We start from the raw sequence: 21,917 nt of genomic DNA, 5'->3' as shown, positions 1-21,917 counted from the left end.
CAAATGGAAAAAACCATATTCAATATAACTAAAATGGATTGCCCAAGCGAGGAGCAATTAATCCGTATGAAACTGCAAGACTTTGATACGGTAAAAGGATTGGAATTTGATATAGCCAATAGAAAATTGGACGTTTATCACAATGGAAACCCAGAGCCAATTTTTTTGGCTTTGGGAACACTGAACCTAAATACGACATTGGTTTCAACTGAAAAAAGCAATTTTGTTGTTGAAACAGATACAAGCAACAAGCAACGGAAATTACTTTGGATCGTGTTGATTATCAACTTCCTGTTCTTTGGATTGGAAATGTTATTCGGTATTTTTTCAGGTTCAATGGGATTGATAGCCGATAGCTTGGATATGCTTGCAGACAGTGTCGTTTACGCATTGGCATTAATCGCTGTTGGTGGAACAATCGCCCTAAAAAAGAACATCGCCAGATTTGCAGGATACTTCCAAGTCTTACTGGCTATTATAGGTTTCGTTGAAGTGATCAGGCGTTTTATTGGAATTGAAGCTATGCCCGATTTCAAAACAATGATTGTCGTTTCAGTTTTAGCATTGATTGCAAACGTATTTTGCCTTTATCTCTTACAAAAGAACAAAAGTAAAGAAGCGCATATGCAGGCTTCGATGATATTCACATCAAATGATGTCATTATCAATTCGGGAGTTATTGTTGCTGGTCTTTTAGTTAATTGGCTCAATTCAAGTTATCCTGATTTGATTATTGGGGCTATTGTATTTGTAATTGTAGCAAGGGGAGCTTACAGAATATTGAAGTTAGCGAAGTAAATCCCTATATCTATAGTTGCCTTTATCTTAGAAGAATAGGAGATAATAGAAATAAAAAAAGAGTGTTCAGGAATTGTTCTAATAAACATTCCTGAAATCTTTTAACCGATTATGGAAGAAGCTAAGCTATTGCAAATAGGCTCTATAATAATTTCAAAAAAAATCATTAGATGTGATATAGCCTACAAATTACACAGTTTATTTTTTTTCACTAACTCAAATATAGACTTCAAAATAGCCAGATGAACAAATTTTATACAGAAACACTACACAAGCTGGAAACAGAAATCAACGATTTGGAGATTGAAACCGATCACTCTATACAACGGATAGAAGCCGTTATAGATATCATTCTAAAATACTTGTCGGAAGTAAAGAAATATGTTCTAAACAGAGGATTTAAGAATATTGGGGAAGAAATCCATTTTTTTAAATATCAAAAACCTACTATCGTTTCAAAACTAATTTATTATAATGCCATTTATAAAATCGAAACAAAAAAGCCTTACGGTTCAAAACCTATTAAAAAATACCTTAATGATGAATTGAGAAAACTTAAAAGGTATTTTGACAACAACCTTGAATTTTATAAATACTACCGGACGAATAACTCATTTATTGATGATAAGCTGTTTGTTCGGGGCAAGTACGATATTAAGCTAAGTTTAGACACATTTTATTTTGAAGCAGACCATAGTTTTTCTACTTCACACGATTACAAAGTTGCAAAAATTATTGCCAACGACCTGATACAAGTCTATCTTGAAGACCAGCTTCACAACACGGCGTATAGAGATAAATCAACAGACCTGCCGAAATTAAATTGGACAGGGAGCAAAACAGCAATGATAGAATTGATTTATGCACTGTATTCGCAAGGTGTGTTTGACAATGGAAATGCAGATATTAAGGTTATTGCCAAAACATTTGAACGTACTTTTAATCTTGATTTAGGCGACTTTTATCATACATTTATGGAACTTAAATCCCGAAAAATAAACAGCACCAAATTCCTTGACAGCTTACGGGATGCTTTGATTAGAAAAATGGACGAACAGGACGAAATGTAGCAAATTCTTTTGCATATTACAATACTCCACGTGGTAAATGAACACCTTTTATCCGTACAATATTCTCCGAAATGCTTGGCGTTTGCTTTTGTTTTTCGGTTTGTTCCGCAGGTTCCTCTTTAGTTTCCTGCGTAATTGATAACTGTATCTTTCGTTCAACGGCGGCCAGTTCGGTTTTGAGTTCGCTCAATCGGCTTTCCTTAGACCACGTACCATTTATGACCTCCTGAAGAATAGGTAGGTCTTTTTGTATTTCCGTAATTTTCTTTTGCTCCTGCTCAATATATCCAGGCAATTTTTCCAGTGCGTTAAGGAAGTTCATAGCAGCTAGCTTTTCATCTTTAGCGATTAGACCATTGTTGTAGGTATATTTGATATTTCCCTCGCCTTGCATCAAAAAACGATTTACACGAATATCCACACCGTCTTTTTGTGACATTTCCGTTTTTACCAAAAGCTGAAAACCATAAAGACTTCCGATTTCCTCGTAATCACCACCTGTACGGGCTTTATCCGCAAGCTGGTTGAGTTTTGCACCGATTTGTTTTATATCCGCATTGGGCGGTAAACCGTCCAACTGAACAGGATTGGTAATAATACCGTCAGAACGTTTTTGGATACGTTCTTGCAGATTATTCCAATCTAGGCTCATACGGTCATATCGGGATTGGGCTTTGTCCAATTCAGCCGTATAGTCTTCCAATTTGTACTTCGCACTATACTTTGAACGGTTGAAAGCCTGTTTTTCGCTTTCCAATCCGGCAATCTGTTTTTCTAATTTGGCTTTATCCAACAAGTCTGTATTTCCTGAAAGGATAGCCACATATTCCGAGAAATTCATTCCCGATTTTTCGTCCATACTTCCTTCATCAATGGTACGTTTGCCGAGGTTATTAGTTTTAAGCTGGTCTATAAAAAGTTGCTTGTTGTACAAGAGATTGAACTTATAGCTATCCAACGATTTTTCTGTAGCATAAATAATTACATCCACTTTATTGTTTGCGAAATGCTTAGCAATTTCATTACCCTTTCGTATTGCTCTTCCATCCCTTTGGGTAAGGTCGCTTGGTCGCCAAGGCGTATCTAAATGATGAACTGCAACGGCTTTTTTCTGTGCATTCACGCCAGTTCCAAGCATACTTGTAGAACCGAAAATCACACGAATTTTACCCTCGTTCATATCCTTGATAAGTCCTTTACGCTGGTTATCGTTTTTGGCTTCCTGTATAAAACGGACTTCGTGTGCCGGAATACCGTGATTTTCCACAAGTTTGCGTTTTATTTCAGAATATACATTCCATTCGCTAGGCTTGTAGGTGCCGAGGTCGGAAAAGATAAACTGTGTACCTTTCTGTGCATTGAATTTGTTGTAATATTTCGCAATGTTTGTCGCACAATGGGATGCTTTATTGTCGGGATGGTCATCATATCTACCGCCAACCATTCGCATATCTAAAGACATTTTTCGGGCATAGTCGGTAGCGATAAGCATTTTTGCTTTTTCTTCTCGTTGCGATAAAGGTGCTCTTCCCAGCAAAGTCGCATTACCCGATTTTGCAAAATCCATCAGATTTTGGATAAATGCTGTCTGGTCGGGTGTTGGTGGAATGTTATACAGTATTTCGTTCTTTTCAGGGCGGTCAATGCCAATATCTTTTGCCGTTCTGTAATCTGTAATTTCAGAGTAGAATTGTGCCAATTCTGGCACTTTAATAAAGTATCGGAAACGTTCTTTTGCTACAATATTGTTGGCAACCGAGAATTCATAATCCGTAGTTTTTCTTGAATAAATAGCAGACCAAGCATCGAAACAGTTAATTCCTTGCTTTTCCAACGCTCTTGGTCTCAGGTATTTGAACAAAAGGTACAATTCCGTAAGTGAATTACTGATTGTTGTTCCGGAAAGGAAAGTCGCACCCATATCCGCTTGTATTTTGTCTTGAATGGTTCGAATTGCAAAAAGCAGGTTCATTGCTTTTTGGCTTCCATCTACATTTCCCAATCCTGCAACCCTTGTGTGGCGTGTGTTGAACATCAAATTTTTGAATTGATGGCTTTCGTCCACAAACAAATGGTCGATGCCCATCATTTTGAAGTCTACTACATCATCCTTTCTGTTATCAATATCGTGTTGCAGGGTTTTCAGTTTTACCTCAAGATTTTCTTTCCGTTTGATAGCACCCGCAAGCATCCCTCGTGTAACTTCACTGCCTTCTGATTTTAGAGCATCGAGATTTCGCTCTACACTGTCTAATTCAATTTCGAGAATTTCCTTTTGCATTTTGGGCGATTGCGGTATCATGCCAAACTGGTCGTGGGTTAATATCACACAATCCCAATCGTTGTTTTTAATATCCCCGAAAATCCGCAAGCGTTTTTTGGGCGTAAAATCTTCTTTGCCAGGATAGAGAATTTTTGCGTGTGGATAGGCGGATCTGTAAGCTTCTGCAATTTCGTGAACGTTACTTTTTAACCCGATAATCATCGGTTTGTGTGCCAGACCTAAACGCTTCATTTCTTGTGAAGCCGTACACATTACCAATGTTTTCCCAGCGCCAACTTCGTGGTCGCAAATAGCACCGTTGTTCAGCTTTATCATCCAAACAGTATCTTTCTGGCTCGAATACAAGTCTTCAATACCTAATGATTTTCTATCCAAACCCGGAAATTCCTGATGGCTTCCATCATAATTCGGTCGTACAAAACAGTTGAATGTGTTGTTATACTGGTCAGTCAACCTATTTTTAAATTCATCGTTTTGAGCGTGAAGCCAATCGGTAAAGGCGGTGCGGATTTCGTCAATCTTGGTGTTCGCCATCTGTACGGCTTCCATATCCCTGACCTTGACTTCTTGGTCACCAACCTTGATTTTTTTAGTAATGTCTGGTGTGGTGTTTACGAGTGCGTGTTTAAGCAAAGCAATCCCATCAAAGGTTCTACTCTCTGATTTTACGGCATATTTATCCCATATATGCACATTCTTTTGATTGCACTTTACCGAAAAATCATCCGAACTTTCGGAATAATGGATATTGACTTCCGTATCGAACAAATGCGAAGCAAAACGGGCATAAATCCCTGTGGGTATCCAGCGTTCGCCGAGATTGAAATCCAGTTCTTCAAACTCAATGCGTCTTGGTTTGGCTTCTTCCAAAACCGTAAGACTTACTTTGGCTTCTGCATCATCGGGACTACTTTCAAGATAGGCTTTGACCTCTTCAGATTTCTCTACTATATTTCCAGCAATCCATCGTTCGGCTATTTCATATTCCTTTTGTAAAGGATTATAGAAAATACGACCGTGTAGGGCTTCTTTCAAAGCATCGGCAGGCATACTGCTGATTTCGGACATATAATACAAATCCACCTTGCCGTATTTGTTCAGTGATGATGCTAAAGCCTCATCGGGATTGTCTGTTGCTAAAATGGTAGTAGAAAAAGTAACGGGACGACTGAATATATCCGCCTTATGCACCACACCACCAACTACACGTTCCAGATAAGGAATTTCTTTCCCTGCACTGTCTGTTTTAATCAATTTGATATTTTCGGCACTGTTCAAATTGCCATATCTTTTTACAAAAACATCATACAAATTATTCAGCGTTTCCCTTTCTACTGTATGTTCGTTTTGCTTTTCGGCTTCCTTTTGATACAAATCGAGATAGCTATCTCTTACTGAAATGTAGGCTTCGGCTCTTACTTTCTGGAATGATGGTAATTGCAAGGGATGGAACATTGCCGTTGCTCCATTTTTATCAACATCTTGCAAATGACCAACCCAACCATTATCTATAACAAGACAATCACTTCGATGAAATGATTGTAATCCTTTGCTGTATAGAGCAGGTTCGGGAATGGTACTGACAACGGTTTGCTTTTGAGCCTGACCATTTCCGTTTAAGCCCGAAAACAGGTCGCCGATAACTTCCTCTTTTTTGCTGACAGTTGAAGTATTTCCATTGGTATTTCCATTTGAAATTGGAGGGATATAAGGTGGTTGTATCGCCGAACTGAACAAGTCTGCTTGGCGAACAATATTGGCTCTTCGCTTCGTGGAAGTTTGCCTTTGAGTTTGAGTACCTTTTTTTGGTGGAGCAATAACCGCTACTGGTTCGTCCACATTTTCAAACAAGTCGAAAATGCTTAATTGTTTTAATTCATTTGGATTTTCCTGAATGGTTACAGGTGTTGGTTTAATCGTTATAGGCTCTACAATGGGAGCTGTAACAGTTGTTGTAATTGGAATTTGTATGTTCGGCTCGCCTTTGTATAAACTCAAATTCAGATGATTTTCAAAATCTTCTGAAAGCATTTTTTTAAGGTCTTTGGCAATTCCAGTAACGCCATCTTTATGCGTATAAATTAAGGCTGATTTTCCATAAGGGTCGGTGTCTAATTTTCTATCTGTATGAACAATTCTTGTGCTATCCTGAAAAAAAGCATTGTTTGGTGTATTATATTCTGTTGTATTACTTTGGCAAAACAGTTCTTCCACTTCGATCAGACTTTGTTTTGCCGTATTTTTTTGTAGGATAATCAGGTCGCTTCCAACTTCTGTACCTGCATATTCAGTGAACAGATTATTTGGCAATCTAACAACCGAAACCAGATTACTATTCTGCATCAACGCCCTGCGTATCGGTTCGTTTTTTGGGCTATTTAGAATACCCTGCGAGGTAACAAATGCCAACAAGCCACCGTCACGGAGCATATCCGTTCCTTTTAAAAAAAAATAATTGTGGATGCTTCGGGATGCCTGTATTTTTGCTTCGTCCTTACTTCGGGAATACGAAAGGTCAAATATGGAAGTATCGCCAAAAGGGATATTACTTGCAATTACATCATAAGTGTTTTGTTCCTTTTCGGGTATTTCCTCAAAACCACTTATACGGATATTGCTTTCGGGATAAAGCTGTTTTAAAATCTTTCCAGTAAGCAAATCCTTTTCATAAGCAGTTACATTGGGTTGCTGGTTTTCGGAAAAGGATTGTATGAAAGAGCCGATACCTGCGGAAGGTTCAAGGAATTTTTGAATGTTCAAACCGCTATCACTCAATGTTGAAGAAATTGCATCTATAACCTGTGGCGGTGTATAAAAAGCCGTCAGCACCGAACTTTTCATACTGTCCACATACCTGCGGTATTGCTTTTCGTCTTCGGAATTTTCTTTTAATAGTTGGTGGAGCTCCTGTGTAAGTGGAAATAAATCGTGTTCAGTTTTTCGCCAATTATTGATGTCTATTTCATTTTCTATGGGGTTCAAAACGAATTTAAGACCGCCAAATCCGCTGTATTGCATCATTAGCAGTCTTTCGCCTATGGTAGCTTGTCGGTTCTCCTTTTCAATTTTGAAAGCAATTCGTAAGGCATCAATGTTCTGTTGGAGATGTTGCTTTTTACTGAAGCCCATTTTCCGCTATCCATATTGCGATGGTTCCGGTTATTTCGGTGTAGAGCTGGTCATACTCATAACCATAAGCGAAGTCATCAGTTAGTTCATAGTTGGAGAAAATAGGTTCACAAACACGGAACATTTTTAAAGTAAATGGTCGCAATTCTTCATCTGCCATTATGGTGTCGAACTCATTACAAACCACCTGAAACACGGTATCGAACTTAGAAAAATGTAAACCGTCAAATAGAATATAATTGGCGATTTCGTTACATTTTTCAATATCATTTCCCGATTGAAAAGCACCTTCATAGGCATTGGTAGCCCAAGAGGAACGCTGGTTTATAAATTTTTCGTCATGAGCCTTTTCTGGAAAGCTGGTGTTTAATAATTCTTGTAGTCGTAATCTAAAATACGACAGTTCTTTTTGTTGTGTATCCATACTATATTTTGTTTATAATTTTGCTAAACGGATAAAATTTGAAGCATTCTGCCAATCTCAATATCCATTCTTGAAAAGGCAAACCATTTTTTACCCAGATCTTTAAATGATACTCCAATATGATAGAGTTCGGTATTATAATTATGAGAAAACGGTCGTGGTCATCCTTTTACGGCAGTATAGCTGCGGAGCACAGATAAGAGCATAGCGATACCTTGTTCGGTAAAAGCATAAGGCAGATAACGCCTTCCCGCATAATTCAAACTTGAGTTCACAAATTGTGACCTCAAGGTTATAGTATCAAATTCATCTTGGGTCAACTGGAAACGGAAGTTTTCAGGAAAGCGGTCTATATTCCGCTTTACAGCCTGATTAAAGACTTTAGTTTCTACCTGATAAATTAGATTTTTCAAATTCAAAGGAGCTTTCCCCTTTTTCATTCAATACAATATAGGCCTCGAATTTCTTTCCAGCTTTACTTTTCATTCCTCTTATAAGAGAAGTTTTGCCAGTATTGACAAGACTTTCTATATCAGTTATGCTTACATGCACACCACATACATTTCGGAACTGTACCCAGTTGCAGACCTCATCAGGACATTTAACAATTTTATCCCTAATAATCAGTTGCTCCTTTTTGCATTTAGGACAAACAAGGGTAGGCGTGTTTTCTTGTGCAATGGCCGTTTGCAGCAATTCATTGGTAATAGATGTGGCATAGATTTCCATTTCTTTTTGAAAAGCTTCCGCATTACTTTCGTTGTTTTCAATTTTCTGCAAAGCCAGCTCCCACTCTGCGGTCATTGCTAAATCGGCAATTTTCTTGTCTTTGACCAGTTCATAGACTTGCAATCCTTTACCGGTAGGTATCAGGGATTTATTTTCCCTTTGGATATAGTTACGGCTAAACAGGGTTTCAATAATGGCGGCTCTTGTGGCTGGTGTACCAATACCTACGTTTTGCATTGCTTTTCGCTCCTCTTCATTTTCAATCTCCTTTCCTGCCGTTTCCATAGCTGATAAAAGTCCGGCCTCAGTATAAAGCACAGGTGGTCTGGTTTTCTTTTCCAAAACCGAAGCATCTTTGATTTTGAGTTCATCACCTTTTTTTAGTTCGGGTAATTCCTGCATAGGTCCAGTATCATTATCTGAAAAACTGCCTTTGATGGACCGCCAACCTGGTTCCAATATCTTGCAGCCTTTCAGGGCAAAATCATAATGCAAAGCCTGTAAAGTAATATCGGTTATCTCTTTTGTACAGGCTTGTGAAATTGCTTCAAGTAGTCGAAAGGCAATCATATTGTAAACGGCATTTTCCTTTGCCTTTAATGCCGAAGGGATTTTGTCCGTAATCAGCAGACCATGATGATCTGTAACACGAAGGTCGTTTACGATACGTTTATTGAAATGCCCCCATTTCACTTTGGTTATTGCTCGCTTGAAGGCTACCATTTCCTGCAAAGCCCTGATAAGATTTGGAATCTCTGCCCACATATCTTCAGGAATATACTTACTCCCAGTGCGTGGGTAAGTAATAAATTTCTTTTCATACAGGCTTTGGACAATGTTCAAGGTTTCTTCAGCCGTCAGATTCAACTTTTTATTAGCTTCTTTTTGTAAGCCAGTCAGATCAAACAGCAAAGGCGGTTGTTCCGTCACATTTTTGGTTTCTACAGTGGTGACCGTAACTGTATTGCCATTTCTTTCCATGGACTTTAATATATTTTCCACCAGCTTTTTATCTTGCCATTTGTTTTTGGAAAGGCTTTTAAAGTCTATGAACTCTTTTGTATGGGACACCTGTATTTGCCAGTATTGCTGTACCGAAAAATTTCTATTTTCCAGATAACGCCTGCATATCAAAGCAAGTGTAGGCGTCTGAACTCTTCCAAGCGAATAAATCCCGTTGCCTGCGGCAATGCTTAATGCCTGAGAAGCATTTATGCCCAAAAGCCAATCAGCTCGGCTCCTGCCCTGCGCTGCCTGATATAATCCGTCAAAATCGCTACCAGGTTTTAGGTTGTCAAAGCCCTGCTTGATTGCCTTTTCGGTCAGCGAACTAATCCAAAGACGTTCAAAGGGTTTGTAGCTTTTGAGGTATTCATAGATATAGCGGAATATCAGTTCACCCTCACGCCCAGAATCGGTTGCGACAATAATCTCTTCACTAAGGTTGATAACATGTTCAATTACCTTTAACTGCTTTAACGCTCCTGTATCTGCTACATAGATTTTGTCTTTTTTGACTTTTCGGACGGTCAATAAAAAAGGATTTGGAAGTATCGGCAGGTATGATTTCTGAAATCCTGAAATTCCGTAATCTTCCGGCATACCCAATCCTACCAAATGTCCAAAAGCCCACGTAACATAATAGCCATTGCCCATTAGGTAGCCATCTTTCTTTTCGGTGGCTCCTAACAGGGCTGCTATTTCACGGGCTACGCTTGGTTTTTCTGCAATCACTACTTTCATAATTCAATACATTTTTAGTAATTACCTTTTTATGCCTTTAGATTTGGCCGGTGCTTTGGCTGCTTCTTGTTCCTCCAGCTGTTCCTTGCTGTCGGGATTTTTTTGTCCTGATTTTAAAGGCTCTTTGATATTCTTGGTCGCTTCATTAGTTTTCCCTTCAGAATTGACTGCCGTCTGTGTTTTATGAGCTTCGGTAGGTTTTGCCTCTTCTTTGATTTTGTTCGGGTTTTGAAAAGAAAAATCTGTTTTGTTTGTCCCCTTGTTGAAAGTGATGTAACCATTGTATTCTTTACCTTTCTTATCCACCAATCCACTAACATAGACAGTCTGACCGTCTTTGAACTTTTGATACTGCTCATTATCCAGTTCTTTACCTCTAAAAGTTTTCGGAGTTTCCAGCGATTGTTTTTTCTCATTACCTTGTACCTGCTTATTGGTATTATTCCTGTCAAACAAGAACTCTACAAAACGTTTGTCGGCATTGAATTGTACCTCTGCATCAAACGAAGTTCCTTTTTTGGAAGTCATACCCTCTATATGAAGCGGCTTACCCTCCATAAGGGTTTGCTTTTGTACATCATCCAGTTTCACGCCTTTGATCTCATCAGGGATTTTGATTTTGTCTGTTCGCAGAGCAATAAGCTCATTAGTCAGCCTATCCACGCTGACAATAGAGAGAATGGTCTCATTAGTTTTAGGATTGATCAGATTGACCACACGCCCCATATTGCCTGTTTGGAGCAGGTTCTCTTTATCTTCCTTACTGAACTCATGACCGAAAAAAGCAAAATTCAGATTAGGTTCTTTGCGGATACCATGAATAGCAACCACAACCGCTCCTTCATCATTTTGTTGTAAAGACAGTCGTGCATCCATCCGAGTAACGGCAGTGCCGAGATTAAGGCTTACTGGTACAAGCTCATTGGTTTTAAAACCTCTCAATAAAGGATCAAGGAGGTTCATCTTTTCAAGTTTTTCTTTATTCAATCCTAGATTGTTCATTGTTTCCCAGTCAATCTGTTCTGGTTTGTAACGGTATCCACCTGTTTCCGATGTTGTCTGTGTTGTTTCCATACTATTTCTATTTTCTTGTTTATTATTATTTTTATCAGGTTCTGCTTTCACTTCGTGTTGCTTCATCAGCTGTTCTACTTCGGGAGTTGGTCTATCCATCTGTTTTTGCATTTCATTTGCCATATCAATAGCGACAGGTTCAGTAACTTTGAAAAAGGAAAAACGAGTAGGATCCTTTAATTGGCTGAAAAAATTAGAAAAAAAGTTAGAAAATAAATCGCCATTCTTATCCACCCGCATAAACTGGTTCTGGTTTTTCTTTATAGGTTCAACGGTTTCCAGCTTGCCATTTTTATCAATGCCCTTTACAGCCTGAATTTTCTTTTTCTCTTTATCCAGTACCAATAATATCTCAGATAATTGTTCGGGAGATTTTGGTGTATCTAAAGTTTGTTCGCTCATAATCTGAATATTTTCTATTTCTATGCCGAAAGTAAAGAAGCTGCCACTGTTTCTCTTTGGTTGGCTTTAATTGACATCATTTGTCAGCCGTTGACTTTTGCTTTGGACAAGGGAGAGGTAAAGCTTTCTCTGATGAACTGGTGCACATCTGAGAGCTTATAATAAATTTTTCCACTAATTGTATAATAGGGTAACTTACCGGAAGAGCGGTAACGTTGCAAGGATCGTGGGCTTATCTTCAGTATTTGTAAAATATCCTGATTGTCCAACAGCTCTTCTCCATCAATAATCGCATGTTGATTTTTAGTCCCAATTGCCAATTCCATAAGGATGTCAAATCGCTCCATGATTCGCTCCATCCAAGCCATAAATTCTATTCTGTCGATATTCATAATCAAAAATTTAGGTTCAATACGCAGTATGTAGCAATTCTTCCAGATAGAGGTACTGTTTAAAATGCTTTTACAAAATTCAGTTGCTTTTGTTGGATTTTATCCCAATGGCTTTCGTAGTACTGAAAAACTTTAACATTTAAAATTCTTAAAGCCTTGGTTTTACTGGAAAATAATTCTCCATAAAATGATGATTTCTTATTCGATTTAAAATATTCTCTTTTTAGGCTCCAATTATTTGAGTGATCTTCTCATGAAAAATGAGTGAAACCATGATTTCTGTTTTTAGATTAGTACTGTTTAGTATGTTTTTATAAAATTCAGCAGCTTTTATTGGATTTTATCCCCATGGCTTTCGTAGTATGAAAAAAGTAAAAACCTTAATTTTTCTGATAATTGTTCTTTGATTGATTCTGGCATAAAAAAAAGCAGTATATCCTTTTAAAATCAGGATTTACTGCTTGTGGGCATAGTGGTTAAGGCTTTATTCTTGGTCTTCTCTATACATTTTTTGCTGTAGGTTTAGCGTTAATTCCTCCAGAAATTTTGTCTTACTGCTTTTACGTGCTTTAATTTCAGTATAGGTTTTATAAATGTTATCTAGTTTGATGTTGAAAAAATCTTCAAATGATGTCGTTATCATATTAATATCTGCCGCACCATGATTGATTGTTCCATTAGAAAACAAGGCGTAGATTAATTCTGTCAAAGCTGTTTTTGGCCCTGTCCATACCAATACTTTATGCTTTTTTTCTTCAAAAATATCAGAATCATCCACTTTTAGTCTTTTTAGTGCTTGTCGGATGTAATGAATAAATCGATACATCGCCTTTACTTTTGCCCAGAGCATGTCTTGCGATGTTGAAAATTCCGGAAATTGGTAATAATCAGTCATAGGTGTAAAGGGAAAATTATCGCGATGGTTTCGAGTAAAGAATTGATGATCCAGATAACTGTATCCTTGTTCCATATAATGCACAAAATCGGCATTTCTGTAAAAGAACTTATTAATTTTCCGCAATTCTTTTTGGAGGAATTCGACTTTATAAGTGTTTCCCGCTTTTGGCATTCTTAGCTCGCAGGAACGCACTTCTGTAAAATAGATCAATAAACTCATAGGAACGGGTTTGATATTTTTGAAAAAATCGATCTCCTCCGGAACGGTGTTGAAATCATTTTTATCAACTATCTCTTTTAAGTTCGTTAATGTTTTATTACACAATACAATTCCATTGCAAGCCTTATTTTGCATTGTATCGTTTGCCTCTAAAATTTCATTGCAGACAGCATTAAATGATTCAATCGCTTTTTCAAACATCTTTTTAAATATTAGTTGTCAATATCTTTCGTCATTTTGCAATTGATTTGTAATCATTTTGCAAAGTATTCATAAGTTCCATTGCGTAATTGTCTCTTGCCTGAACATAGGCTACTTTTGGAATTATCCTAGCTCCTAATTTTCTTTTTTCAAATGAGGCTGACACTCCAAAATCTATCTTTTGAAGTTGCAACTCATTAGCTCTTTTTATGGTTTGAAATAACAATTGCCTGTACAGTTGGTATTCTTTCGCCCATTTATAATCCATACCTATTAATTCCGGTACATAGGTATGATTGTCATTTTTGTAGCAAAACATAACTCCTACAAATGGATTTTCAGGCTCTACTTTCAGGGCTAATACTATAAATTCCCAGTTGGGACTTTCATTCATGTTTTCGAAAATTTTTTGGGTATATCGGAATGTATTGATAGCGTAATTATTGTCTTTTACATTGTTGTAGAGTTGATATGCTCTTCCTATTTCTGATTTGCTCAATTTATCTTTTATTACAACATCATAGTACTTCTCATAAGGTTCTATCTCTTTATTGAAATGTTTACGGGAACGCAACGATAATGTTTTTGTAAACTCTTCGTGTGAATGCCAAACTTGATTTTCAATTACACAGGATTCCGGCATGTCTATTTTGAAATAACCTTGATCTACTATTATTTTGTTGTAGCTGTTGTCTTTTTCGAAATCTCTTAAAACTAACATGTCTGCATTTAAGTCATTGAATTTTTCTTCTAGCTTATCCAATAATAGTTTCAATGCTTTTTCTGCCAAAGGATGTTCCTGATTGATAAAGCAGTGTTCTCCTTCGGTAAATAGAGAGCCCATACCCAATACTCTTGAGGTGAGGTATAAAGGATTAGTCTTTCTTATTTCTTCCAAATGGATAGAAACCGACTCAGTAGCCAGCATGTCGTCTTTCCAAAGACCGTAGGTAACAAAGGTCATTAATACTATGATACCTTTGTTGTCTTTAATGATATAATAGTAAAAATCCCATTGGTTAGTCGGGTCTGGATGCTGACTAAATGTTTTTTCTAAATAAACAATACCATCCCAATCGAAAATATTTTGTTTTCCCATGTATTGATTCCATGCTGATTTTTCAATATCTTGAATGGTATTTTTTTCTTCGATAAAAAGCTCCTGCTCTTTTGATTGTGAAATATTTTCTGCTTTTTTATTGTCCATTCCAAAAGCCCGTCTGATTTTGATTTCACTACTATTTGTTTCTTCCAAAGCTTTGGGAAAATGGTATTCCATTGCATCAGCTAAGGCTGTAATATCTTCTAGCTTATTGTGGCTCGATAATGTTATTCTGATTCCTGTATTCTTTATTGGAACTGCTGGATAAATTCCCAAGTTCAGAAAAAATCCTTCTTCAAATAGGCGATGCACAAACTTATAAGCTGTTGCAGGCGTACCCATACCCAAAAAGAACACTGGCGAATCATTTTTTGAAATTATGGGGAGGTTTCCGTTTGATAATAACTGGTTAAAATAATCGATTTTATCCGCTAGCACTTTTTGTTTCAATTCTATTTCAGGAGATAAATGAATGTCTGCCGAAGCGATTGCTGCTGCTACAGATGCAGGTTCTAACTGAGCGGAAAAAGTTAATGGACCGCCGAAATTTTTGATTTTATCTCTTAGTTTCTGATTCCTGCAAAATACCGTCGCACCACTGGCTCCAAAGGTTTTGCTTAATGTACTCACCACAATACAATTTTCTGGAAGTTCTTCTATCATATCAAAAATAAAACCAGTTCCATTTTTACCTCGCCAACTCATACCATGAACATCGTCAAAATAGAGATTAAGCTGAGAATATTTTTGAGTCAAAGCCAATAATTCTGGGATAGGTGCATAATCACCAAACATGGAATATACACCATCAGCCATATACCAGATTTTATTGCATTTGGTAGTTAATTGTTTGATTTTATCTTCTAACATTTCCAAATTACTATGTCTGATCATCTCCACTGGAATTCCCCGTAGCTTTAAAAGCTGACACGCATTTTGTACACTCCAATGTACTTGATGATCCATTATTACGGCATCTTCATCTCTTATCAATGTCGGGATAACAGCTAAATGTCCTAATGTACTGTTCTTTGTTATAATGGGTGGTATACCATACATTAATTCAATTTTTTGCTCTAGTTCACTGTAAAGCGGATGCGAAATATATGACTTTGAAAGTGGGAATTGTGTACCATAATTGTTTATGGCTGCTATTGCAGCCTCTTTCAACCGAATGTCTTGTTCGAGTCCCAAGTAACCTGTTGTACCAAAATGAAACATTTCCTTTCCCTTAACTTGGATTGTCCTACCTGTCAATTTTTTGTCTTCTGCATATAGATGTAGTAATCCTTCTTTTTTTGCTCCTGATAAAACCTCATCAACTGTGTCTATGAAATTATTGTGCTTAATTTTTGCCATTTTTAAATTGTTTAAGTTGTTTTAAAAATTTAGATATCTAAAATTCATCATAAAAATTGAAAGTTATTTCATCCAATACCTCAATACTCCCGATATAACAAGTCAAAGTCCCGAATTGACAACTAAAACTTCCAAATTGCAACAAATAATCCCAAATTGGCAAGTGTCTTATTAATAGATGTTTATATTTTTGTTAAATTAGAAAAATTAAATTCGTAAAACATGATTGCAGCACATGATTTTTATGAGAATGATTTTGCCAGGTTTTGGATCTCTGGGGGCATTCTCTTTTTTGAATACAAGCCTAATACTACTATTGATTTAAGGGTAGCCCAGTGCGTTGTAACCGATAGAATTCATTTTCAAAACGAATGTACTTATCCTATTTTATGTGATATTAGGGGTGTTGTTGCTACTGAGAAAGCTGGAAGAGATCATTTAGCACAGTCGGGCTCTATTTTGACGCAAGCAGTAGCACTTATTGTAAATGAAAAACTTTCCTTGATTATTAGTACTTTTTATGTAGAGATTAGTAAGCCCTCTGTACCTACTCAAATTTTCACGAAAGAAGATGACGCTTTAATTTATCTAAAAGGGTTTGTTTAGCGTTTACTATAAGATAAAAAATTAAAAGTTGAATCTTATGAATAAAACATACAACGAAGAGCGTATTGTTACAATTCATCAAATGTTATTTGAGATGGCACGTGGCAATTTCAACACGCGCATTCCTTTAAGTTCAAATGATGAACAATTGGAAACGCTAGTTGTTTTAATTAATATGGTAGCGGAAGAAATGCAGGAGTCGGTTTTTCAAATTGGTTACATTAATACACATAAGACCCTTCAAGTTACAGCTCTAAGCACATTTGTTTTAGATTCGTCTTTTTTAATCAAGAGCTTTACTCCTGAAGTTACTTCCTTTTTGGGTCATTCCGAATCTGAGTTGATCAACCTATCTTTGGCGGACATTATTACTACAGCTTCTTTTGAACAACTTCAAGAAGTAGTTGATGCAAATAGTACTTTGCCTACAACTATTACATTAGATTTTACACCTAAAGAACATTTACCTATTTCGGTTGCCAGTAACATTGTAAGGTTGGTTAATGGTTCGGAAATTATAATAAATCTGGTTACTCCTGCACGTCAAGATACTTATAGTCCTTTACTGTATGGGAATGAAAACGAGAAACATAATAAAACTCGAAAGGCAGATGCGTTATTGATTCAAAAACTTTATGATTATATTTTAGCACACCTTGAAGAACCCCTTCTCTCCTTAAAGGTGCTTTCTTCTAAATTTGGTACTAATGAACATAAATTAAAAGATGGTTTTCGCCATTTTTTTAAGACTAGTATTTATCAGTTTTATAATCAAGAGCGTCTCAAAAGAGCTTTCTTTATGATTGAACATACTGGAATACCGTTAAAAAATATTTCTGTCATGAATGGTTTTAATAATTATCCAAATTTTTCAAAATCATTTAAAAAACAATTTGGTTTTTCTCCCAACGAATTAAAGCGAAATGAAGTTGGTTTTATTTCGTCAGTTGAGGATTAAAGTTATCCGTTTTAGTCATCTCTTACTCCCAAAAAGACAACTATAGTCATTTTATAATTCAGAATTTTGCTTTAAATAAAAAGTACTATGAAACTGAATATTAAATTACAAAATGTATTTTTAGAGATGGTCTGCTTCCTGTATATCATTTTGTTTACGTATGCTGCAATCAGTAAACTAATTGATTTTGAAAACTTTCAAACACAATTAGGCCAGTCTCCACTTTTAAGTGCTTATGCTGCTTCTATCTCGTTTCTTGTAATTTTTGCGGAATTGGGACTAGTAGTTGCTTTATCTCTGCGAGTAAGTCGAATAAAGGCCCTTTATTTATCAGTGGGCTTAATGACTGTTTTTACTACATATATTATTTTGATTTTGAATTTTAGTTCGTTTATTCCATGCTCTTGTGGTGGAATTTTAGAAAAGTTAGGATGGAATGAACACTTGATTTTCAACCTTTTTTTCATTTTCATAGGTAGTTGTAGTCTGTTGCTTCATCAATATGATAAAAAAGGGATTATCTCACTGTTATTAATAGTAGTATCAAGTGTGCTTTTCGTTGTTTTTTTATTTCTATCATCAGAGGATACTATGAAGAAGCAAAATCCATTTATTCGTCGATTTACTCCTAACGTTGCATCAAGGACTTTAACAAAAAACTTAAATAATTATGGATTTTACTTTGTCGGCCACTCTAAAGGAAATATCTATTTAGGAAATACCATTTCTCCTTTAACTATCATTGAGTTTGACAGCACATTGCAACATAAAAAACAATATTCTATTCAACTTACTCCGGATACTTTACCTTTTAGAGCCGTTAAAACAAAAATTTTGGGTGCTCATTTTTTTCTTTATGATGGTTCTATTCCTATCATTTATCGGGGTTTAGTTTCTGATTGGAAAGCTACCATTTGGGTTACCAAAAAACCTTACTTTACTACATTACAGCCAATTGATTCTACTCTTTGTGTATTTAGAGGGCAACAATTAGGTACTTACGAAAATATATTGGGTACAATAGCTTTAGATGATTCTTTAAAAATTAGAAAGCAAAAGCACTTATTACAAAAACAAATAGACGGTATTTTTGACACGGACGGAACCCTGACTTACAGTGAGGGTTTAAAGAAAATCGTTTATACGTATTTCTATCGGAATCAATTTATTGTAGCCGATACAGCTTTGCAACTTGTCCATCACGTTACGACTATAGATACCACTACCAGAGCTAAATTAAAAGTAGTCAGAGTCAAAAAATCAGGGGATAGTAAACTTGCAGCTCCGCCTTATACTGTTAATTTAAGAAGTGCTGCCTTTAATGAACTTTTGTTTAATCAATCAGGGCTTCGTGGTCGTTACGAAAGTAAAAAAAACTGGGACCATGCTTCTATAATTGATGTTTATGATATTACGAATAAAATCTATTTATTCAGTTTCTACATCTACCACGAAAATAAAATGAAAATGAGTGATTTATTGATAACTGAAAAGGCCTTGTATGCAATAGTAGGACATCAAATTGTAAAATATACTTTTGGGACCCCAATGTTAACGCAACTAAAAAAATAAAATGAAAGATATACTGGCCGGTATCAGGGGTAAGATCGAAAACCTGTAGAAAAGAGTAGATCGAAATAATAATTATTAATTTTTTTATTATGAAAACAGATTTTTTAAAATTGATGGTGCTTCCAATGGTAGCATTCTCATTGGCTAGTGCTGCTGCTGTAACCACTAGTACGGCTAAAGAAAGCCAAACGGCTACTGCAATTATTAATGGTTATATCCATTCACCACTCCCTTCCAGTTGTAAACTGGTAAACGTAGATTGCGATGTTACTGGAAATGCTTTTTGTATGAGTGGTTCTTCACAAGTATTCGATAAAGATAGTGAAACGACCTGTTCTACGCCGCTTTTTAGAACTGTTAATCCGTAGATTAACGAATAAGTGCAGTTTTTTCAAACTGCACTTATTTATTTTATTCCTTTAAATATCGGTCAAACCAATCGGTAATTCGTTTTGTAAGGTCCATTTTATTCTCCTTGATTACAATTACATGCTGGTCTTTTGGATATACCAATAAAACATTCTTCTTCTTGGCTCTTCTCAATGCATTATAAAAAAGTAAACTCTGTTCGTAGGGTAAATTAGTCTCCATTTTACCCACCCAAGACAGTAATGGTGTAGTAATATTATCTGCATAAAGTATTGGTGAATTTTTTAGGTACAACTCTTTGTCTTCAAAAATAGATTTTCCTATTCTCCATTGTTGCGATTCACTTCGCCATAATTCTGGGATATTGAGACTTTTTGAGTTACTAAAATACCAACTTACCATATCAGAAATTGCTGCACCCGATACTGCCGCTGCAAAAATATTCGATTTTGTAATAATGTAATTTGTTTCATAACCTCCGAAAGAATGCCCTATTAAGCCAATATGCTTTAAGTCAATCATTCCTGTTTTTACAACGGCATTGTTTGCAGCAACAACACAATCCAGTGCACTATTTCCGGTTTCTCCTTCATAATATTTCACATCTGGTAATAATACAAAATAATTTTGTTGCACAAAATGCTTTACATTAAAACCGGTATCGTTGTATAAAGTCGGAATGCTATATTCGTGCAATGAGTTTGTAATTTGCGAATACACATTGGTTATCATCGGATATTTTTTGCCTACTTCATAATTTACCGGATAATATAATAATCCTTGCAGTTTGTCTCCTTTTGAATTCGAAAATGAAATTAGTTCTACCTTTCCTTGATTAAAGTTTTTATCATGATTATTGCTTTCAAACAGAACCTTATTTACACCGTTTTTAAAAGATACAATTCTGGGAGACTCATTATGTGATTGTTCTCGATAGACATAGACTTCATTATTGGCTCTACGCAGTTCATCTGATTTTGTAGCATTATTTGCTACTGGAATTAAAGTGTTGGATGTAGAAACTAATTTAAATTGTTGTGACTTGGTGGCCGCATTTCTTGATGAAACGATTAAATTATTAGCTGAATTAATTTCAGTAAGAGCCCAACCATTGTAATTGTCATTTCCTATTTGCTTGATATTTGAACCATCTACAGTGAAGTAGGTACCGCTTTCTCGTCCATTAGTAATGCGTTTTAGTTTATTTGTTTTGATGTTAAATTGATAGACGTCGAATTCGTCTTGTAGCAAAAGGTATTCTCCATTATCACTCCATCCTTTCATTCCAAAAACATGTGGTCTTGTTATGTACTTTAAATCATTTGAAACCCATTCGGAACCTGCAGGTGGAACAATTGACACCGTAGATTGTGTTTTTATATTGTACAGCCACCAATTTTTATCTTTAAAATAGCATATGTATGCTCCATTTGGAGAAAAAGACAATAAGTAATTTTCACCAGGTTGCTTTTCTAAAAATAACTTTTTGGTGCCATCAGCCAGATTGTACAAGAAATAGTCAACCTCTCCATAGCGCTTAAAATGAGGTGCATATGCAGTTGGATTGTAAAGTATTGCAACTGATTTACTGCCGTTAAGCTGTACAAAAGGAAGTTCTTTATTTGTAATCGTATTCCACCGCTTTTCTTCAATAAACCAAACCGATAAAGTGGCGTACCCCTCAAGATTTTCTCTGCTTGCTTTTGGATAAATCCATAAATCTTCTGTATCCCAAACCTCGACATCGTCTTTTTTTGGTGTTGCCTCTTCTTTGACTTTCGCGATTCCAAAAAACACTCTTTTACCATCACTTGAAATTTTGAAAGATTTTGTGGTAACAATTTCATGCTTTTCTGGAAAATTTAAGAATGATTTTGGTTCAAAGGTTTGAATACTTTTATCTTGGGTTTTGTAGAAATTCAGTTTTGTGTATTTCCCGTTGATGCCCTCTTCGAGCCAAAAAACACCTTTTCCATATCCTGCTAATGTCAGACCAGATAACTTATGTGTCGTTGTGTAATATTCTGTTTTTTGGTTTGTCCTAAGATTAATTGTTCCGAAACTACTTTTCCCTTCATGGATAGTGTGATAAAACAGGATATTGTTAGGCTGATCCAATTGGTATTCTGTTACATTTGGAACACAAATGATTTCTTTGTTTTTTATTGTTCTCATGATTAATTCCCCATCACTGGAATAGCTCACAATAATTTTCCCACTATTTGCAAATTCAAAAGCAGTACAATTTGATATAATAATTTTTTCACTATTTTCTAAGATGGTAACAATTACTTTATCTCCTTGAAAGGCACCAAATGCAATTTCACCACCAAATTTGCCTTGTGTTCCTAGTGGATAACTAAATCCAATCTTTTGCTGCGTATGTTTTACAAATAATGTATCTGAACCATTGCTGTACTGCATATCAAATGATATCCAGTTTCCTTTCTGGGAAATAGCTCTGTTTTCTAATTTGCCCCACCTTTCATACTCTGCTACAGCAATATTCTTTTTGGAATTATCCTGCCCGTAAATAGAGCAGGATAATACTATCCAAAATGACAAAATTGTTTTTTTACAAGAATAAC

At 36.0% G+C, this 21,917-nt stretch carries 15 protein-coding genes; 6 read left to right on the top strand and 9 right to left on the bottom strand.

The window, feature by feature from the left end; translation table 11 throughout:
* The first annotated feature begins 3 nt into the window (after positions 1-3).
* Positions 4-798 (top strand): cation transporter, encoded by a 795-nt coding sequence (locus DR871_RS13115; protein WP_113667149.1) that lies wholly within the window; start codon positions 4-6, stop codon positions 796-798.
* Between the two features lie 242 nt (positions 799-1,040).
* A complete protein-coding gene (locus DR871_RS13110) occupies positions 1,041-1,868 on the top strand; it encodes an RteC domain-containing protein (protein WP_074590618.1) in 828 nt (275 codons plus the stop codon).
* Between the two features lie 16 nt (positions 1,869-1,884).
* On the opposite strand, the gene DR871_RS13105 is transcribed toward DR871_RS13110, so the two are convergent.
* From DR871_RS13105 to DR871_RS13065, 8 genes are all read right to left on the bottom strand, one after another.
* On the bottom strand, positions 1,885-7,281 hold the full coding sequence (locus tag DR871_RS13105) for an N-6 DNA methylase (protein WP_113667150.1): 5,397 nt from the start codon (positions 7,279-7,281) through the stop codon (positions 1,885-1,887).
* Complete coding sequence (locus DR871_RS13100; protein ID WP_074590612.1) at positions 7,268-7,705, bottom strand: DUF1896 domain-containing protein; 438 nt, start codon at positions 7,703-7,705, stop codon at positions 7,268-7,270. Before DR871_RS13100 ends, DR871_RS13105 begins: the two co-directional genes overlap by 14 nt.
* Before the next feature lie 161 nt (positions 7,706-7,866).
* The gene (locus DR871_RS13090; protein WP_086452588.1) at positions 7,867-8,145 is read right to left on the bottom strand and encodes an ORF6N domain-containing protein; all 279 of its coding nucleotides are present in this window, start codon (positions 8,143-8,145) and stop codon (positions 7,867-7,869) included.
* A complete protein-coding gene (locus DR871_RS13085) occupies positions 8,087-10,177 on the bottom strand; it encodes a type IA DNA topoisomerase (RefSeq protein WP_113667151.1) in 2,091 nt (696 codons plus the stop codon). Before DR871_RS13085 ends, DR871_RS13090 begins: the two co-directional genes overlap by 59 nt.
* Before the next feature lie 21 nt (positions 10,178-10,198).
* A complete protein-coding gene (locus tag DR871_RS13080) occupies positions 10,199-11,653 on the bottom strand; it encodes a DUF3945 domain-containing protein (protein ID WP_113667152.1) in 1,455 nt (484 codons plus the stop codon).
* A gap of 83 nt (positions 11,654-11,736) precedes the next feature.
* Positions 11,737-12,045 carry a helix-turn-helix domain-containing protein gene (locus tag DR871_RS13075; RefSeq protein WP_113667153.1) on the bottom strand — a complete coding sequence of 103 codons (309 nt, stop codon included), beginning with the start codon at positions 12,043-12,045 and terminating at the stop codon, positions 11,737-11,739.
* A gap of 484 nt (positions 12,046-12,529) precedes the next feature.
* On the bottom strand, positions 12,530-13,363 hold the full coding sequence (locus DR871_RS13070; RefSeq protein WP_113667154.1) for an RteC domain-containing protein: 834 nt from the start codon (positions 13,361-13,363) through the stop codon (positions 12,530-12,532).
* A 31-nt stretch (positions 13,364-13,394) separates the two neighbouring features.
* The gene (locus tag DR871_RS13065) at positions 13,395-15,824 is read right to left on the bottom strand and encodes a bifunctional aminotransferase class I/II-fold pyridoxal phosphate-dependent enzyme/GNAT family N-acetyltransferase (RefSeq protein WP_086452583.1); all 2,430 of its coding nucleotides are present in this window, start codon (positions 15,822-15,824) and stop codon (positions 13,395-13,397) included.
* Between the two features lie 222 nt (positions 15,825-16,046).
* On the opposite strand from DR871_RS13065, the gene DR871_RS13060 reads away from it, so the two are divergent.
* The 4 genes from DR871_RS13060 (at position 16,047) to DR871_RS13045 (ending at position 19,328) form a co-directional block, all read left to right on the top strand.
* A complete protein-coding gene (locus DR871_RS13060; RefSeq protein ID WP_086452582.1) occupies positions 16,047-16,430 on the top strand; it encodes a DUF7793 family protein in 384 nt (127 codons plus the stop codon).
* A 37-nt stretch (positions 16,431-16,467) separates the two neighbouring features.
* Positions 16,468-17,388: an AraC family transcriptional regulator gene (locus tag DR871_RS13055; protein WP_086452581.1), complete on the top strand. Its 921-nt coding sequence runs from the start codon at positions 16,468-16,470 to the stop codon at positions 17,386-17,388.
* Positions 17,389-17,475: 87 nt separating this feature from the next.
* Positions 17,476-18,960, top strand: a complete 1,485-nt coding sequence (locus DR871_RS13050; RefSeq protein ID WP_113667155.1) for a MauE/DoxX family redox-associated membrane protein — start codon at positions 17,476-17,478, stop codon at positions 18,958-18,960.
* Between the two features lie 89 nt (positions 18,961-19,049).
* Positions 19,050-19,328, top strand: a complete 279-nt coding sequence (locus tag DR871_RS13045; RefSeq protein ID WP_086452579.1) for a DUF6520 family protein — start codon at positions 19,050-19,052, stop codon at positions 19,326-19,328.
* A 43-nt stretch (positions 19,329-19,371) separates the two neighbouring features.
* Here DR871_RS13045 and DR871_RS13040 read toward each other — a convergent pair whose 3' ends face one another.
* Entirely contained in the window at positions 19,372-21,894 is a 2,523-nt protein-coding gene (locus DR871_RS13040; protein WP_165355338.1) for a S9 family peptidase, read from the bottom strand.
* Positions 21,895-21,917: the final 23 nt, after the last annotated feature.

Origin of the sequence: Flavobacterium petrolei (genome assembly GCF_003314435.2) — a bacterium.
GTDB lineage: Bacteria > Bacteroidota > Bacteroidia > Flavobacteriales > Flavobacteriaceae > Flavobacterium > Flavobacterium petrolei.
Note: the sequence above shows the minus strand (reverse complement) of the source record. Positions and strands in the feature narration are given on the sequence as shown.

Excerpts from the sequence above, each read along its gene's own strand:
- DR871_RS13110 (WP_074590618.1), top strand. The coding sequence starts at position 1,041 with ATGAACAAATTTTATACAGAAACACTACACAAGCTGGAAACAGAAATC.
- DR871_RS13060 (WP_086452582.1), top strand. The coding sequence starts at position 16,047 with ATGATTGCAGCACATGATTTTTATGAGAATGATTTTGCCAGGTTTTGG.
- DR871_RS13105 (WP_113667150.1), bottom strand. The coding sequence starts at position 7,281 with ATGGGCTTCAGTAAAAAGCAACATCTCCAACAGAACATTGATGCCTTA.
- DR871_RS13075 (WP_113667153.1), bottom strand. The coding sequence starts at position 12,045 with ATGAATATCGACAGAATAGAATTTATGGCTTGGATGGAGCGAATCATG.
- DR871_RS13100 (WP_074590612.1), bottom strand. The coding sequence starts at position 7,705 with ATGGATACACAACAAAAAGAACTGTCGTATTTTAGATTACGACTACAA.
- DR871_RS13085 (WP_113667151.1), bottom strand. The coding sequence starts at position 10,177 with ATGAAAGTAGTGATTGCAGAAAAACCAAGCGTAGCCCGTGAAATAGCA.
- DR871_RS13070 (WP_113667154.1), bottom strand. The coding sequence starts at position 13,363 with ATGTTTGAAAAAGCGATTGAATCATTTAATGCTGTCTGCAATGAAATT.
- DR871_RS13115 (WP_113667149.1), top strand. The coding sequence starts at position 4 with ATGGAAAAAACCATATTCAATATAACTAAAATGGATTGCCCAAGCGAG.
- DR871_RS13055 (WP_086452581.1), top strand. The coding sequence starts at position 16,468 with ATGAATAAAACATACAACGAAGAGCGTATTGTTACAATTCATCAAATG.
- DR871_RS13045 (WP_086452579.1), top strand. The coding sequence starts at position 19,050 with ATGAAAACAGATTTTTTAAAATTGATGGTGCTTCCAATGGTAGCATTC.
- DR871_RS13050 (WP_113667155.1), top strand. The coding sequence starts at position 17,476 with ATGAAACTGAATATTAAATTACAAAATGTATTTTTAGAGATGGTCTGC.
- DR871_RS13080 (WP_113667152.1), bottom strand. The coding sequence starts at position 11,653 with ATGAGCGAACAAACTTTAGATACACCAAAATCTCCCGAACAATTATCT.
- DR871_RS13090 (WP_086452588.1), bottom strand. The coding sequence starts at position 8,145 with ATGAAAAAGGGGAAAGCTCCTTTGAATTTGAAAAATCTAATTTATCAG.
- DR871_RS13065 (WP_086452583.1), bottom strand. The coding sequence starts at position 15,824 with ATGGCAAAAATTAAGCACAATAATTTCATAGACACAGTTGATGAGGTT.